The organism is Herbaspirillum sp. GW821-FHT09A12 (assembly GCF_059418325.1).
Window position 1 is genome coordinate 1 of the sequence record NZ_JBWKPR010000004.1, and the last position, 13,876, is coordinate 13,876.

13 protein-coding genes are annotated in these 13,876 nt (G+C 64.8%); 12 read left to right on the forward strand and 1 reads right to left on the reverse strand.

Features of this window, described 5'->3' with window-relative positions; translation table 11 throughout:
- Positions 1–199 precede the first annotated feature (199 nt).
- Positions 200–1,465 carry a urate hydroxylase PuuD gene (locus tag AC07N6_RS12170; protein WP_494781718.1) on the reverse strand — a complete coding sequence of 422 codons (1,266 nt, stop codon included), beginning with the start codon at positions 1,463–1,465 and terminating at the stop codon, positions 200–202.
- A 382-nt stretch (positions 1,466–1,847) separates the two neighbouring features.
- On the opposite strand from AC07N6_RS12170, the gene AC07N6_RS12175 reads away from it, so the two are divergent.
- The 12 genes from AC07N6_RS12175 (at position 1,848) to minD (ending at position 13,876) form a co-directional block, all read left to right on the forward strand.
- Positions 1,848–2,222 carry a hypothetical protein gene (locus AC07N6_RS12175; RefSeq protein WP_494781717.1) on the forward strand — a complete coding sequence of 125 codons (375 nt, stop codon included), beginning with the start codon at positions 1,848–1,850 and terminating at the stop codon, positions 2,220–2,222.
- A gap of 77 nt (positions 2,223–2,299) precedes the next feature.
- Entirely contained in the window at positions 2,300–3,388 is a 1,089-nt protein-coding gene (locus tag AC07N6_RS12180) for a porin (protein WP_494781716.1), read from the forward strand.
- Positions 3,389–3,686: 298 nt separating this feature from the next.
- Positions 3,687–4,721, forward strand: a complete 1,035-nt coding sequence (locus tag AC07N6_RS12185; protein ID WP_494781715.1) for an ABC transporter substrate-binding protein — start codon at positions 3,687–3,689, stop codon at positions 4,719–4,721.
- 96 nt (positions 4,722–4,817) lie between these two features.
- Complete coding sequence (locus AC07N6_RS12190) at positions 4,818–5,603, forward strand: ABC transporter ATP-binding protein (RefSeq protein WP_494781714.1); 786 nt, start codon at positions 4,818–4,820, stop codon at positions 5,601–5,603.
- An 18-nt stretch (positions 5,604–5,621) separates the two neighbouring features.
- Positions 5,622–6,401 (forward strand): ABC transporter permease, encoded by a 780-nt coding sequence (locus tag AC07N6_RS12195; RefSeq protein ID WP_494781713.1) that lies wholly within the window; start codon positions 5,622–5,624, stop codon positions 6,399–6,401.
- Between the two features lie 164 nt (positions 6,402–6,565).
- On the forward strand, positions 6,566–8,113 hold the full coding sequence (locus AC07N6_RS12200) for an ABC transporter ATP-binding protein (protein ID WP_494781712.1): 1,548 nt from the start codon (positions 6,566–6,568) through the stop codon (positions 8,111–8,113).
- Complete coding sequence (locus AC07N6_RS12205; RefSeq protein WP_494781711.1) at positions 8,106–9,200, forward strand: ABC transporter permease; 1,095 nt, start codon at positions 8,106–8,108, stop codon at positions 9,198–9,200. Before AC07N6_RS12200 ends, AC07N6_RS12205 begins: the two co-directional genes overlap by 8 nt.
- 4 nt (positions 9,201–9,204) lie before the next feature.
- A complete protein-coding gene (locus tag AC07N6_RS12210) occupies positions 9,205–10,125 on the forward strand; it encodes an ABC transporter permease (RefSeq protein WP_494781710.1) in 921 nt (306 codons plus the stop codon).
- 160 nt (positions 10,126–10,285) lie between these two features.
- Entirely contained in the window at positions 10,286–11,425 is a 1,140-nt protein-coding gene (locus tag AC07N6_RS12215; RefSeq protein ID WP_494781709.1) for a BMP family ABC transporter substrate-binding protein, read from the forward strand.
- A 215-nt stretch (positions 11,426–11,640) separates the two neighbouring features.
- Complete coding sequence (locus AC07N6_RS12220) at positions 11,641–12,084, forward strand: SRPBCC family protein (RefSeq protein ID WP_494781708.1); 444 nt, start codon at positions 11,641–11,643, stop codon at positions 12,082–12,084.
- 107 nt (positions 12,085–12,191) lie between these two features.
- Positions 12,192–12,983 carry a septum site-determining protein MinC gene (gene minC, locus AC07N6_RS12225; RefSeq protein WP_494781707.1) on the forward strand — a complete coding sequence of 264 codons (792 nt, stop codon included), beginning with the start codon at positions 12,192–12,194 and terminating at the stop codon, positions 12,981–12,983.
- A 77-nt stretch (positions 12,984–13,060) separates the two neighbouring features.
- A complete protein-coding gene (gene minD, locus AC07N6_RS12230) occupies positions 13,061–13,876 on the forward strand; it encodes a septum site-determining protein MinD (RefSeq protein ID WP_494781706.1) in 816 nt (271 codons plus the stop codon).

The following is a 13,876-nucleotide window of genomic DNA, read 5'->3' on the forward strand; positions in this document are numbered from 1 at the left end:
TTGGGCTTCGTTTCGAACCCCAAAAGTGTTACCTATGTCCCGGTACACGTGTTACCTATGTCTCAGGTCTATACAGCGAAGCAAAGAAAGTGAGCGGCTGCCGGGCCGCCCCCGGCGCTCCCCTCCGACCGAAGAGACAACCCAATAAAGCCAGAGCACCAGAACGCAGCAAAACCAGACTACCCAGAAACAAAAAACTTCAGTTAGTCGCCGCCCCCGCCTCAAACCACTTCCCAATCAACGCCCGTTCCTCATCAGTGATATTGGTCATATTCCCCAAAGGCATGGCCTTGCCCACATACGCCTGCTGATAAATCTGCTGCGCATGTTGTGCAATATGCTCCCGGCTATCGAGCAACACCCCCTTGCCCGGCACCGGCATCAGCGTGGACTTCTCCGCATGGCACTGGATGCAGCGCGCCTGGATCACCTGCTGCACCTGCGCGAAACTCACCCCGCCCGCAGGCGCAGGCTCCGCCGCGGCGCCATCGGCCGCTACCGGTTTCGCCTCTGCCGCGTGATGCAAGGCCGCCGGCACCGGCTTGCTGCGCATCATCGGACTCAGGCCGATCGCCACCGCCAGCAACAGCGCCACCGCCACACCCGGATACCACCAGTTATTCCCCCCCTTGTGCCGCAACACGAAGAACTGCCGGATCAGCGCGCCGGCCGCCATGATCATCAGCAGCACCACCCAGTTATGCGGCGCGGCGTAGGTCATGCTGTAGTGGTTGGACAGCATGGCGAACAGCACCGGCAGCGTGAAGTAGGTGTTGTGCACGCTGCGCTGCTTGCCGCGCTTGCCGTGGATCGGGTCGGGCGCCTGGCCGGCGCGCATGGCCGCCACCATCTTGCGCTGCCCGGGAATGATCCACACCAGCACGTTGGCGCTCATGATGGTCGCCATCGATGCGCCGCTGATCAGGAACGCGGCGCGGCCCGAGAACAGGTGGCAGGCGGCCCAGACCGACACGATCACCTGCAGCCCGACCAGGATATTGACCAGGCGCTCGCCATTGGGACGGTCGCCGATGGTGCTGCAGATGGCGTCGTAGATCAGCCAGTTGAAGATCAGGAAAGCGATCGCCGTGCCGCCGGCCATGGAGCCCGACATGTCGAACACGTTCTTGTCGACCAGGAAGACGTTGGCATTGAACAGGTACAGCAGCGAGAACAGCGCGAAACCGGACAGCCAGGTGCTGTACGACTCCCAATAGAACCAGTGCAGATGCTCGGGCACTGCCTTGGGCGCCAGCAGGTATTTCTGCGGGTTGTAGAAACCGCCGCCGTGCACCGCCCACAGCTCGCCCCCTACGCCCTTTTCCTGCAGTTCCGGATCGCTGGGCTTGACCAGGCTGTTGTCGAGCCAGACGAAATAGAAGGAGGAGCCTATCCAGGCAATCGCCGTGATGACGTGCAGCCAGCGCAGCAGCAGGTTGAGCCAGTCAAAGATATAGGCTTCCATGTTCGGATCGGTTTCCTCAGGGTTGTGATGCGGCCCGCCATGCGCGGCCGCTGGATGTTGTCGGTTCTAGCATAAATAGTGCCGGGTCACGAACACGATATCCGACAAGCGCCGCGCCGGATCGCCGACAGGCGCATGGCCCCGTGCCCATGGCGAATAATGCGCCATTGCCGCCCCGATGATACGGGCAGGGCGGTATTCTCATCATGATTCGCCACAATCGTCGAAAACTCTGTCGACAATATTTTCCAACAGGATCAAGCCGCAAGCGCTCATGATAACTCCCGAATAACCAGTATTGGCGCGGCTTTTCGGCGCGGCCTTGATTCCCGCGCGCAACCGGCGCCTCTCCGGTTTTAGTGCACCGCGTCAAATTCAGTGCATGCAAAGCACCAAGTTGTTGCAAATGGAAAAAATCATTGTCAACAAAATGAGCTTGCGTTGGCAACCCGCAACAAGCGCTATTGTCGAGGAAAAACAACCCGGCCCACGCCGCCCCCGGCAACTGCGCGTCAGCCGGCGCGCCGGAGGCCGCCATCCGGCGCCCGCCCTTACCCGCCAGCCCGCTCCAGCCCTGGATCTTTACATTCACTGCATGGCGCCCGCACCGGCCTCGGCCGCCGGCATGGCGCCAGCGCGCGGCCCGGCTCCGGAAATGGCGCGGGAAATCCCCCCAGCAAACGAAATGGCATTGGCACGATATCTGCTAAACATCCGTTCTGAATCCGTAGCGACGAACGGAACGGGAGAGCAGTAACGCCGTTCGCCTGCGGTGAAGTGATCTGAACTTGCCGGGCAATTTTGTTCGGCGTCTTTTTTAAACAGGGGAGCGTAATGAAGAAAACTCGTTTGGCACTGGCCTTGGCATCCTGCCTGATGGCCGGCAGCGCAATGGCGCAGTCCAGCGTCACCATCAGCGGCCTGGTCGACGCCTTTGTCGGCAACATGAAAAACAGCGGCGACAGCGGCGGCAAGGCGTCGGTCGGTTCCGGCGGCATGACCACTTCGTGGATCGGCTTCAAGGGCACCGAAGACCTCGGCGGCGGCCTGAAGGCGGAATTCGCCCTGACCTCGTTCTTCCAGACCGACACCGGCGCCTATGGCCGCTTCTCGGGCGACAACCTGTTCTCGCGCGACGCCAACATCGCGCTGGCCGGCAGCTACGGCCGCGTGATGCTGGGCCGCGGCCTGGCGCCGAGCTTCCTGCCGACCGTCCTGTTCAACCCGTTCGGCGACTCCTTCACCTTCTCGCCGCTGGTGCTGCACGTCTACACGCCGTCGGGAAACTTCGGCGCCCGCAGCTGGGTCCAGGCCAACGCGGCCGACAGCGGCTGGAGCAATGAAATCATCTACACCACGCCCAACTTCAGCGGCCTGCAGGCCAACCTGCACTACCAGCTGGGTGAAGTCGCCGGCCAGACCGGCAAGAAGAACATCGGCGTGAACGCGCTGTACTTCAACGGCGGCCTGGCCCTGACCGGCCTGTATTTCGACGCCCAGGTCAGCAACCCGAACTCGGGCAGCGCCATCATCGACGCCACCGCGCCGTTCGCCTCGATCACCCGCCAGAAGACTTACATGGTCGGCGCCACTTACGACTTCAAGGTGGTCAAGCTGTACGGCACCTACCAGTCCAGCAAGGACACCACCGCAGGCAGCCCGCAAGCCAAGGACAAGGTCTACAGCGTGGGCCTGTCGGCGCCGGTGGGCAACGGTTCGATCCTGGCCGGCTTCGCCCGCACCAAGCGCACCGGCGACCTGCTGGCCAGCACCAGCGGCGACGTCTCGCGCAACACCACTTCGATCGGCTACGACTATTTCCTGTCCAAGCGCACCGACGTGTATGCGATCGTCATGAACGACAAGATCTCGACCCAAAGCAACGCCGCCTCCTTCGGCGTCGGCATTCGCCATCGTTTCTGATGCGCGGGCAGTGTTGAAGCGCCCCGGCGACGAGGCGCTTTCAACGGGGCCTGCCGCGCGGTCTTCCTTCCCGCGCGGCAGGTTCCGGCAACAGCAGCAACGTAGTGTGCAGTACGGCGAGCCGGCGACTCCTTCTGGGCCGGCAAGCCAAGTCTTGAGGCTGTACTTCGGTGGAAACCGTATTACCGGAATGCGTCGCGAGCCGTTCTGTTTTGCTCGGCCGATCTCCTCCTTGGTGTTGCGCGCATTGCGGTTTCCACCTTCTTTTTCTTTCAATCGCTTTTCGGGAGACTTCCCCATGCGTTCATTCCGCTTCCTCGGCTGCTCGGCGGCACTGCTGCTCGGCCTGGTATCGGCATCGTCCTCCTTCGCGCAAGAGACCAAGATCAAATTCCAGCTGGACTGGCGTTTCGAAGGCCCGTCCGCGCTGTTCCTGGTGGCCAAGTCCAAGGGTTACTTCACCCAGGAAAAACTCGACGTCACCATCGATGCCGGCAACGGCTCGGGCAACGCCGTCAACCGCGTCGCCTCCGGCACCTATGACATGGGCTTCGCCGACATGGCCGCGCTGATGGAGTTCTCCGCCAACAATCCTGACGCGCCCTCCAAGCCGGTCGGCGTGATGATGGTCTACAACGACACCCCGGCGGCGATCTTCTCGCTGAAGAAGTCGGGCATCAGGAAACCGGCCGACCTGGCGGGCAAGAAACTGGGCGCCCCGGTGTTCGACGCCGGCCGCCGCGGCTACCCGATCTTCGCCAAGGCCAACGGCCTGGATGCCGCCAAGACGCAATGGACCAGCATGGACCCGCCGCTGCGCGAAACCATGCTGGCGCGCGGCGACGTGGATGCCATCACCGGCTTCTACTTCACCTCGCTGCTGAACCTGAACGCGCGCGGCATCAAGGATGAAGACATCAGCGTGATGATGTTCCCCGACTACGGCGTCAAGCTGTACGGCAACGCCATCATCGCCTCGGACGCCATGGTCAGGCAGAAGCCGGAAGCCATCAAGGCTTTCTTGCGCGCCTTCGCCAAGGCCACCAAGGATGTGATCGCCAACCCCGAGGCCGCCATCAAGGTGCTCAAGGAACGCGACGGCCTGATCGACGAGAAGCTGGAGCTGCGCCGCCTGAAGCTGGCCATTGCCAGCGCCATCGCCACGCCGCACGCCAAGTCGGAAGGCTACGGCCAGGTGTTCGGCCCGCGCCTGACGCTGATGGCCTCGCAGGTGTCGGATGCCTACGGCACCAAGACCCGCGTCAACGCCGACAAGGTCTGGAACGGTTCCTTCCTGCCGTCCAAGGCCGAGCTGGATGTCTTGCCGAAGTAACGCGCCATGCCATACCGGCCGGCCGCCGCAACGCGGACGGCCGGAAGTTGCAACCCGCGGCGCCTGCCGCAAACACGTACATAAGAACCACCACCCATGAGCGATACCTTCGTCGATTTCCGCCACGTCTACCTGGCCTATGACGGCGCCGCCGAGTTCGCGGTCGAAGACATCGACCTGCAGACCCGGGCCGGCGAATTCATCGCCATCGTCGGTCCCTCGGGCTGCGGCAAGTCGACCTTCATGAAGCTGGCCACGGGCCTGAAGCAGCCCAACCGCGGCAGCGTGGTGATCGACGGCCAGCAAGTCACCGGCCCGCTGAAGTTCGTCGGCATGGCGTTCCAGGCGCCGACGCTGCTGCCCTGGCGCACCACGCTGGAGAACGTGCTGCTGCCGCTGGAAATCGTCGAACCGTATCGCCGCGACTTCAAGCAAAAGAAAACCGAATACGCCGAGCGCGCCCTGAAGCTGTTGAAGACCGTGGGCCTGGACGGCTATGCCGACAAATACCCCTGGCAGTTGTCGGGCGGCATGCAGCAGCGCGCCTCGATCTGCCGCGCGCTGATCCATGAGCCCAAGATGCTGCTGCTGGACGAGCCCTTCGGCGCGCTCGACGCCTTCACCCGCGAGGAACTGTGGTGCGTGCTGCGCGACCTGTGGGCCGAGCGCAAGTTCAACGTCATCCTGGTCACGCACGACTTGCGCGAAGCGGCTTTCCTGGCCGACACCATCTACGTGATGAGCAAGCGCCCGGGGCGCATCGTGGTGCGCCGCGAGAACCCGCTGCCGCGCCCCTGCGCGCTGGAAACCACCTATACCGATGCCTTCAACGCCCTGGTGCACGAGCTGCGCGAGCATATCGGCCACGTGCGCAACACCTGACCCGGCGGAGAACACGACATGAAAACCCCGTTCAACGGCAAACTCAACAAGGCCGCCACCACGCTGGCGCCATGGATCCTGCTGCTGGCCATCCTCGGCGTCTGGCAGTTCATCTGCAGCGTGTGGCAGGTTTCCGACTTCATCTTCCCCAGCCCGATGTCGATCATCCAGGCCATGGTGGAATTCTCCGGCCCGATCACCCACCATGCGCTGTCGACCTTCTGGGTCACCATGGTGGGCTTCGCCATCGCCGTGGCGGTGGGCGTGGCGCTGGGCTTCATCGTCGGCTCCTCGCCGCTGCTGTATGCCGCCGCCTATCCGCTGATGACCGCCTTCAACGCCCTGCCCAAGGCGGCCTTCGTGCCGGTGCTGGTGGTGTGGTTCGGCATCGGCGCCGGCCCGGCCATCCTGACCGCCTTCCTGATCTCGTTCTTCCCGATCATGGTCAACATCGCCACCGGCCTGGCCACGCTGGAGCCGGAACTGGAAGACGTATTGCGCGTGCTGGGCGCCAAGCGCATGGACATCCTGCTCAAGGTCGGCCTGCCGCGCTCCATGCCGTATTTCTTCGCCTCGCTGAAGGTCGCCATCACGCTGGCTTTCGTCGGCTCCACCGTGTCCGAGATGAACGCCTCCAACGAAGGCATCGGCTACCTGCTGGTATCGGCCGGTTCCTCGATGAAGATGCCGCTGGCCTTCGCCGGGCTGGTGGTGATCGGCGCCATGGCCATGGCGATGTATGAATTGTTCGCCATCATCGAACGGCGCACCACGGCCTGGGCGCATCGCGGCAAATAATAGAGACGTTGAGCGACCGTGCAAAAGCGGTTTGCGGCCGGCGCCAATTTGTCTATGATGACGCGCGTGCCGGCAATTCGTTAAAGGCCTTACAAAACTCAGGGGAGCGCGCCGCCGCACAGGCAGCCGCCCATCATGAAACAAGCGAACCACAGGGAAAACACGTGAGCGCAGCTCCACTCCGTCTGGAAATCAAGCATGTGCGCAAGGCCTATCCGGGCGTGCTGGCCAATGACGACGTCAGCCTGTCCGTGGCGCCCGGCGAGATCCATGCCGTGCTCGGCGAGAACGGCGCCGGCAAGTCGACGCTGATGAAGATCATCTTCGGCGCGGTCAAGCCCGACGCCGGCGAAATCCGCTGGAACGGCGAGGCGGTGCAGATCGCCAACCCGCAGGCGGCGCGCCGGCTCGGCATCGCCATGGTGTTCCAGCACTTCTCGCTGTTCGACACGCTGACCGTCACCGAAAACATCGCGCTCGGCCTGGATGCGAAAACCGACCTGAAGGAACTGGCCGCCCGCATCACCCAGACCGGCGAGAAATACGGCCTGGAACTGGAGCCGCACCGCCATGTGCATACGCTGTCGGTGGGCGAGCGCCAGCGGGTGGAAATCGTGCGCGCGCTCTTGACCGATCCGCAGTTGCTGATCCTGGACGAGCCGACCTCGGTGCTCACGCCGCAGGCGGTCGAGAAACTCTTCGTCACCCTGCGCCGCCTGGCCGACGAGGGCTGCAGCATCCTCTACATCAGCCACAAGCTCGACGAGATCCGCGCGCTGTGCCACAGCGCCACCGTGATGCGCGGCGGCCGCGTGACCGGCAACTGCGACCCGCGCAATGAAAGCAGCGCCAGCCTCTCGCGCATGATGATCGGCGACGAACTGGTGCGCCTGACGCGCGAGCGCAATCCGGAATCCCTGCGCAACGAGCGCAAGCTGCACGTCAACCGCCTGTCGCTGCCCAAGGCCCACCTGTTCGCCACCGAGTTGAAGGACATCGAATGCGAGGTGCGCGCCGGCGAGATCGTCGGCATCGCCGGCGTCTCGGGCAATGGCCAGCAGGAACTGCTGGCGGCGCTGTCGGGCGAAGACCAGCGGGCCGCGCCCAACATGCTCATCCTGGGCGGCAGCCCGGCCGGCCACCTCCCGCCCAACCCGCGCCGCGCGCTGGGGCTGGGCCTGGTGCCGGAAGAGCGCCTCGGCCGCGGCGCCGTGCCGACGCTCTCGCTCACCGCCAACATGCTGCTGTCGCACCAGAAGACGCCTTATGTGAAGCGCGGCATGATCGATTTCGGCTTCACCCGCCGCGCCGCCGCCTCCATCATCGAACGCTTCAAGGTCAAGGCGGCCGGCCCCGATGCGCCGGCCAAGAGCCTGTCGGGCGGCAACCTGCAGAAATTCATCGTCGGCCGCGAGATGGAACGCAAGCCTGCGGTGTTCGTGGTAGCCCAGCCGACCTGGGGGGTGGACGTGGGCGCCGCCGCCCAGATCCACGGCGAAATATTGAAACTGAAACAGGAAGGCTGCGCGGTGCTGGTGATCTCGGAAGAACTGGATGAATTGTTCGCGCTGTGCGACCGCCTGCATGTGATCGCCAAGGGGCGGCTGTCGCCCTCGATCCCGATCGAGCAGGCCACGCGCGAACAGGTCGGCGTGTGGATGAGCGGTCTCTGGGATGAGCCCGCTTCCGCCAGGGAGGCCGGCCATGTCTAAGCTGCTGTCGTTGCCCTTCCGCCTTGAGCTGCGCGGCGCGCCTTCGCGCGCGATGACCTACTGTTCGCCGGTGATCGCCATCGCGCTCACGCTGTTGCTGGGGGCCCTGCTGTTTTTGGCCTTGGGCAAGGATCCGCTGGCCGGGCTCAAGGTGTTCCTGGTCGACCCGTTCGCCAGCAAGCGCGCCATCAGCGAGCTGCTGTTGAAATCCATCCCGCTGATCCTGTGCGCGCTGGGGCTGGCGGTGTGCTTCCGCGCCAGCATCTGGAATATCGGCGCCGAGGGCCAGTTCACCGTCGGCGCGCTGACCTCCGGCGCCATGCTGGTGTGGCTGGACGTGCCGGGCCACGGCATCTCCGGCGGCGCCGGCCTGCTGCTGATGATCGCCGCCGGCATCGTGGGCGGCGCCTTCTGGGCGGCCATCACCGCCTTCCTGCGCGACAAGTTCAATGCCAACGAGATCCTGGTGTCGCTGATGCTGACCTATGTGGCGCAGCTGCTGCTGATGTGGGCCGTGAACGGCCCGCTGAAGGATCCCAACGGCATGAACTTCCCGCAGTCCAAGGTGTTCTCCGACGAGTTCATGCTGCCCATGCTGGTGGCCGGCACGCGCCTGCACGTAGGCTTCGTGGTGGCGGTGGTGGCGGCGCTGCTGATGGCGGTGTTCATGCTGCGCAGCCTGCGCGGCTTCTCGCTAACGGTGGGCGGCGTGGCGCCGCACGCGGCGCGCTATGCCGGCTTCTCGGCACGTTCGGCGCTGTGGGTGTCGCTGCTGATCTCCGGCGCCTTCGCCGGCCTGGCCGGCGCCTTCGAGATCGCCGGACCGATCGGCCAGTTGCTGCCGTCGGTGTCGCCGGGCTATGGCTTCGCCGCCATCATCGTGGCCTTCATCGGCCGCCTGCACCCGGTCGGCGCCATCCTCGGCGGGCTGATCATGTCGCTGCTATATCTCGGCGGCGAGCTGGCGCAGTCGCGCCTGGGACTGCCCTCGGCGATCACCGGCGTATTCCAGGGCATGCTGCTGTTTTTGCTGCTGGCCTGCGACACCCTGATCGATTACCGCCTGGCGTGGAAGAAGAAAGCCTAAGACCATGGAACAACTCGCTCCCCTCATCGCCGCCTCGATCAACGCCGGCACCCCGTTGCTGCTGGCGGCCATCGGCTTGCTGATCAACGAACGCTCCGGCGTGCTCAACCTCGGCGCCGAAGGCATGATGCTGGTGGCCGCCATCGCCGGCTTCGCGGTCGGCTATTCGACCAGGAGCCCGTTGCTGGGCTTCATGGCCGGCGCCGTGTGCGGCATGCTGATGGCCACGCTGTTCGCCTGGCTGGCGCTGCGCCTGGCCACCAACCAGGTGGCCACGGGCCTGGCGCTCTCGATCTTCGGCGCCGGCCTGTCGGCCTTCGTCGGCCAGCGCTTCGTCGGCCTGGCGCTGCCGGCGCAAGCCAATTCGGTGCCGCTGCTGGGCGACATTCCCTTCATCGGCCCGGCGCTGTTCCATCAGCACTGGATGAGCTATGTGGCCTTCGCGCTGTGCCTGGCCAGCATCTGGTTCCTGTACCGCACGCGCGCCGGCCTGGTGCTGCGCGCGGTGGGCGAGTCGCCCGAGTCGGCGCATGCGCTGGGCTATTCGGTGCGCGGCATCCGCTACGCGGCGCTGCTGTTCGGCGGCGGTTGCTGCGGCCTGGCCGGCGCCTACATGTCGCTGGTGTACACCCCGATGTGGGTGGAAGGCCTGGTGGCCGGGCGCGGCTGGATCGCGCTGGCCTTGACCGCCTTCGCCACCTGGCGCCCGGCACGGGTATTGCTCGGTTCGCTCCTGTTCGGCGGCGTCACCATCGCCCAGTTCTACCTGCAGGGCATGGGCGTGACGGTGCCGTCGCAGATCCTGTCGATGGCGCCGTATATCGCCACCATCGTGGTGCTGGCGCTGATTTCGCGCAATCCGGACTGGATCCGGCTGAACATGCCGGCGTCGCTGGGCAAGCCGTTCCGTCCTGGCTCCGCATGAACGGCCGGACCGCTGCGCTGGCTAGGCGTGCCGCCGCAGACAGTACGTTCGGTACGGCAAGGCGGTACAACGACGCCAGCACAGCGGTCCGGCCGTTCATTTCGAGTAGATACTTTTCGTAGTCGCAATACGCATTTCAACCAACCTGAGGGAGAACACAATGATCATTTCGCGCAGAGCCTCGCTGGCGATGCTCGCCACCCTGGCCGCGGCAACCCTGATCGGTTGCGGCAAGAAGGAAGAAGCCGCTCCGGCAGCCCCGGCTGCGGCTCCTGCCGCCGCCGCGCCCGCCGCCGATCCGCTGAAGGTGGCCTTCGTCTACATCGGCCCGGTCGGCGACGCCGGCTGGACCTTCGCCCATGACAAGGGCCGCAAGGCGGTCGAAGAGAAGTTCGGCGACAAGGTCAAGACCACCTTCGTGGAGAACATCCCCGAGTCGGCCGCCGATGCCGAGCGCGTGTTCCGCCAGCTGGCCACCGACGGCAACAAGCTGATCTTCGGCACCACCTTCGGCTACATGGAAGCGATGCTGAAGGTGGCCAAGGAATTCCCGGACGTGAAGTTCGAACACGCCACCGGCTTCAAGACCGCCGACAACCTGGCGCAGTACGACGTGCGCACCTATGAAGGCGCCTACCTGGCCGGCGTGGTGGCGGGCAAGATGAGCAAGTCCGGCAAGCTGGGCGTGGTGGCCTCGGTGCCGATCCCCGAAGTGGTCCGCAACATCGACTCCTTCACGCTGGGCGCGCGTTCGGTGAACCCGAAGGCGACCACCGCTGTGGTCTGGGTCAACAAGTGGTTCGACCCGGGCAAGGAACGTGAAGCCGCCACCACCCTGATCGGCCAGGGCGTGGACGTGCTGATGCAGAACACCGACTCCGCCGCCGTGGTGCAGACCGCGCAGGAAAAAGGCGTGTACGCCTTCGGCTGGGATAGCGACATGACCAGCTTCGGCCCCAAGGCCCACCTGGCAGCGTCGATCATCAACTGGGGCGTGTACTACACCGCGCGCGTGCAGGCGGTGCTGGACGGCTCCTGGAAGAGCAGCACCAGCTGGATCGGCCTGAAGGAAAACGGCATCGACCTGGCCGCCTTCAACCCGGACCTGCCGGCCGACGTGAAGGCGCTGGTGGAAGAACGCAAGAAGGGCATCGTCGACGGCAGCGCGCCGATCTGGAAGGGTCCGATCAAGGACAACGCCGGCAAGGAAGTGCTGGGCAAGGACGCCGTGGCTGACGACGGTTTCCTGCATGGCATCAAGTTCTACGTCGAAGGCGTGGACGGCAAGGTGCCGGGCTAAGAACCGGTTCACGATCTCGTTCGGGGCCGTGAACAGGTTCTAATGGCTGAAGATTGATAGCCCCGGCGCGCGTGAGCGCGCCAAGGCAGCCGGCAAGCCAACGGCCGGGAGTGTCGCCAGACGCTCCCGGCCGTTTTTCATGGGCCCGTGCATTTGGCCGCGGCGCCAGGCCGCGATGGAGGGATAATGGCGCATCGCCCCTTCTGGAGAACGCCATGTCCGCCCCGCTGCCGGTTCTTGTCTTGCATGTGACGCTGCCCGTGGCGGCAGCGCAGGCCTACGCCTTTCTGGCCGATCCGCGCAACATGGCGCAATGGGCCTCGGGCCTGGGCCAGGGGCTGGTGCAGGAAGGCGGCGCCTGGGTGGCCGAGGGGGAAACGGGCAAGGTGGCGATCCGTTTCGCCGAGCCCAATCCCTACGGCGTGCTGGACCACGAGGTGACGCTGCCCGACGGCGCGCGGGTGGCCGTGCCGATGCGGGTGGTGGCCAATGGCGACGCGGCCAGCGAACTCACCTTCACCCTGTTTCGCCAGCCCGGCATGGATGACAAGAAATTCACCGAAGACGCCAAATGGGTGATGCGCGACCTGCAGACCCTGCAACAGCTTCTGTCGCCCCCGGCCGACTCCGCGGGGCAAGCGGCCGCACCGGCCCCCTGATCCCGCCGAAAAGCCCTGTCGGCCGCTATCGCAGCGCCGGCCTGCCTGTATAATGCACAGCCAATATTTAAGGGAAACGATGTCCCCCGTTCCAGACCAGACGATTTATGCAAAAAGCCCGCAAACCGATCGAAATCAAGATATCCACCGTCGTTGCCATCTCGGCAATCCTGCATGAAACCGATCCTGCCGCCCTGGAAAAGGCGCTCAAGGACATGACCGGCGGCGTATCCGACTTCTTCGAGGATGAGTTTGCGGTACTCGACATCGGCGCGCTGGAAGGCGCGGCCGCTGCCGATATCGACTGGCAGGCGCTGGTCGGCCTGTTCAAGGCGTTCCGCCTGAACACCGTGGCCGTGCGCAATGCGCCGCAAGACTTGCACGCAGGCATCGTGGCCCATGGTCTGGCGATCGACAGTTCGGCCGTGGCCGGCGCCGGCGCGGCCAATGCGCGCGCCCAGGAAACTGCTGAGCACAAAGCCCCGCCCGCCAAGCCCGCGCAGCAGCCCGAACCTGCTGCTGCGCCCGTGCCCGCTCCCTCAGCCGCAGCCGCCCCGGCGGCCCGCACCATGATCGTCGACACCCCGGTGCGCGCCGGCCAGCGCATCTATGCGCGCGGCGCCGACCTGGTGGTCATGGCGGCAGTCAACAACGGCGCCGAGATCATCGCCGACGGCAGCATCCACGTCTATGCGCCGCTGCGCGGACGGGCGCTGGCCGGCGCCTCGGGCAACACCGAGGCGCGCATCTTCGCCGCCTCGCTGGAAGCGGAACTGGTTTCCATCGCCGGGGTCTATCGAACCTTCGAGAACGGCCCTCCGGCGGAGATCGCGGGCAAGCAGGTGCAGGTACGCCTGAACGGCGAACGCATCGACGTGCTGGCGATGCAGGCGGCCTGAACGCAATACCGAATTAGGCAATACAACCCAATAGGCTGAATCGCATCAGCGCATCTGTTTTTCTTAAGGAGTTTTTTGTGGCAAAAATCATCGTTGTGACTTCCGGTAAGGGCGGCGTCGGTAAAACGACGTCGAGCGCCAGTTTCGCATCGGGCCTGGCAATGCGAGGCCACAAGACGGCCGTGATCGACTTCGACGTCGGCCTGCGCAACCTGGACCTGATCATGGGCTGCGAACGCCGCGTGGTGTACGACCTGATCAATGTCATCAACAAGGAAGCCACGCTGAACCAGGCGCTGATCAAGGACAAGCACTGCGACAACCTGTTCATCCTGCCGGCCTCGCAGACCCGCGACAAGGACGCGCTGTCCGAAGAAGGCGTCGAACGCGTGCTCAACGACCTGTCCAAGATGGACTTCGAATACATCATCTGCGACTCGCCCGCCGGTATCGAACACGGCGCCGTGATGGCGCTGACCTTCGCCGACGAGGCGATCGTGGTGACCAACCCGGAAGTGTCCTCGGTGCGCGACTCCGACCGCATCCTCGGCATCATCCAGGCCAAGTCGCGCCGCGCATCGAGCGGCGGCGAACCGGTCAAGGAACACCTGCTGATCACCCGCTACTCGCCCAAGCGCGTGGAGGGCGGCGAAATGCTGTCGCATACCGACGTGCAGGAAATCCTGCGCATCCCGCTGATCGGCATCATCCCCGAGTCGGAATCAGTGCTGGCGGCGTCCAACCAGGGCAGCCCCGCCATCCACATCAAGGACAGCGACGTGGCCCTGGCCTACCAGGATGTGGTGTCGCGCTTCCTTGGCGAAAATGTCGAGCTGCGCTTCACCAACTACGAAAAGCCGGGTTTCCTGCAGCGCATTTTCGGAGGTAAGTGA

Excerpts from the sequence above, each read along its gene's own strand:
- AC07N6_RS12170 (WP_494781718.1), bottom strand. The coding sequence starts at position 1,465 with ATGGAAGCCTATATCTTTGACTGGCTCAACCTGCTGCTGCGCTGGCTG.
- AC07N6_RS12175 (WP_494781717.1), top strand. The coding sequence starts at position 1,848 with ATGCAAAGCACCAAGTTGTTGCAAATGGAAAAAATCATTGTCAACAAA.
- AC07N6_RS12180 (WP_494781716.1), top strand. The coding sequence starts at position 2,300 with ATGAAGAAAACTCGTTTGGCACTGGCCTTGGCATCCTGCCTGATGGCC.
- AC07N6_RS12185 (WP_494781715.1), top strand. The coding sequence starts at position 3,687 with ATGCGTTCATTCCGCTTCCTCGGCTGCTCGGCGGCACTGCTGCTCGGC.
- AC07N6_RS12190 (WP_494781714.1), top strand. The coding sequence starts at position 4,818 with ATGAGCGATACCTTCGTCGATTTCCGCCACGTCTACCTGGCCTATGAC.
- AC07N6_RS12195 (WP_494781713.1), top strand. The coding sequence starts at position 5,622 with ATGAAAACCCCGTTCAACGGCAAACTCAACAAGGCCGCCACCACGCTG.
- AC07N6_RS12205 (WP_494781711.1), top strand. The coding sequence starts at position 8,106 with ATGTCTAAGCTGCTGTCGTTGCCCTTCCGCCTTGAGCTGCGCGGCGCG.
- AC07N6_RS12210 (WP_494781710.1), top strand. The coding sequence starts at position 9,205 with ATGGAACAACTCGCTCCCCTCATCGCCGCCTCGATCAACGCCGGCACC.
- AC07N6_RS12215 (WP_494781709.1), top strand. The coding sequence starts at position 10,286 with ATGATCATTTCGCGCAGAGCCTCGCTGGCGATGCTCGCCACCCTGGCC.
- AC07N6_RS12220 (WP_494781708.1), top strand. The coding sequence starts at position 11,641 with ATGTCCGCCCCGCTGCCGGTTCTTGTCTTGCATGTGACGCTGCCCGTG.
- minC (WP_494781707.1), top strand. The coding sequence starts at position 12,192 with ATGCAAAAAGCCCGCAAACCGATCGAAATCAAGATATCCACCGTCGTT.